This is a genomic window from Vibrio sp. 1457 (genome assembly GCF_033340195.1).
Taxonomy (GTDB): domain Bacteria; phylum Pseudomonadota; class Gammaproteobacteria; order Enterobacterales; family Vibrionaceae; genus Vibrio; species Vibrio alginolyticus.
This window is the reverse complement of record NZ_JAWOWA010000093.1, coordinates 1-1249: the sequence shown is the minus strand read 5'-3', so window position 1 is coordinate 1249 and position 1249 is coordinate 1. Positions and strand designations below refer to the sequence as shown.

At 52.5% G+C, this 1249-nt stretch carries 2 protein-coding genes; both read left to right on the top strand.

Annotated features, from left to right (window positions below):
• Positions 1–570 (top strand): phospholipase A (gene pldA / locus R7Z41_RS23955; RefSeq protein WP_318141636.1); only part of this gene is annotated, 570 nt, incomplete at its 5' end.
• Between the two features lie 132 nt (positions 571–702).
• Positions 703–1249: RecQ family ATP-dependent DNA helicase (locus R7Z41_RS23950; protein ID WP_411913144.1), on the top strand; the 547-nt coding region annotated here is incomplete at its 3' end.

Sequence of the window (1249 nt, the reverse complement as noted above, 5' to 3'; positions counted from 1 at the left end):
ATTTTAGGCCCGAACTCGGTGTTGGGTGCGTCTTATACGCAAAAATCCTGGTGGCAACTGTCCAATAGCGAAGAGTCTTCACCGTTTCGTGAAACCAACTACGAACCGCAATTGTTCCTCGGTTTTGCCACCGATTACCGTTTTGCAGGTTGGACGCTGCGCGATGTGGAGATGGGGTATAACCACGACTCTAACGGGCGTTCAGACCCGACCTCCCGCAGCTGGAACCGCCTTTATACTCGCCTGATGGCAGAAAACGGTAACTGGCTGGTAGAAGTGAAGCCGTGGTATGTGGTGGGTAATACTGACGATAACCCGGATATCACCAAATATATGGGTTACTACCAGCTTAAAATCGGCTATCACCTCGGTGATGCGGTGCTCAGTGCGAAAGGACAGTACAACTGGAACACCGGCTACGGCGGCGCGGAGTTAGGCTTAAGTTACCCGATCACCAAACATGTGCGCCTTTATACTCAGGTTTACAGCGGCTATGGCGAATCGCTCATCGACTATAACTTCAACCAGACCCGTGTCGGTGTAGGAGTTATGCTAAACGACTTGTTTTGATGAACGGTTGAGTGGTTGGCAAATCTGGAACCCAGCATCCAGGATTACCCTCTCAGAGACTAAAAGCATTGCAGTTTCTCGCGCAGGCGCTGAAAATAGCGCCTGTTTTTATTTCAGGCAATCGGGGTGAATGTGGCGCAGGCGGAAGTGTTGAATCTGGAGTCCGGAGCTAAACAGGTTTTACAAGAAACCTTTGGCTACCAACAGTTTCGCCCCGGCCAGGAAGAAATTATCGACACTGTGTTTTCCGGTCGCGATTGCCTGGTCGTCATGCCCACCGGTGGCGGAAAATCCCTTTGCTATCAAATTCCTGCCTTATTGCTAAACGGCCTTACCGTGGTTGTTTCACCGCTGATTTCGTTGATGAAAGATCAGGTGGATCAACTGCAAGCCAACGGCGTGGCGGCGGCGTGCCTTAACTCGACGCAAACCCGCGAACAGCAACTTGAAGTGATGACAGGCTGCCGCACCGGGCAAATTCGTCTGCTTTATATCGCCCCGGAACGCCTGATGCTGGATAACTTTCTTGAGCATCTGGCGCACTGGAATCCGGTGTTATTAGCCGTTGATGAAGCGCACTGTATCTCCCAATGGGGCCACGATTTCCGCCCGGAATATGCCGCGCTCGGTCAGTTGCGCCAGCGGTTCCCGACGCTGCCGTTTATGGCGCTGACCGCCA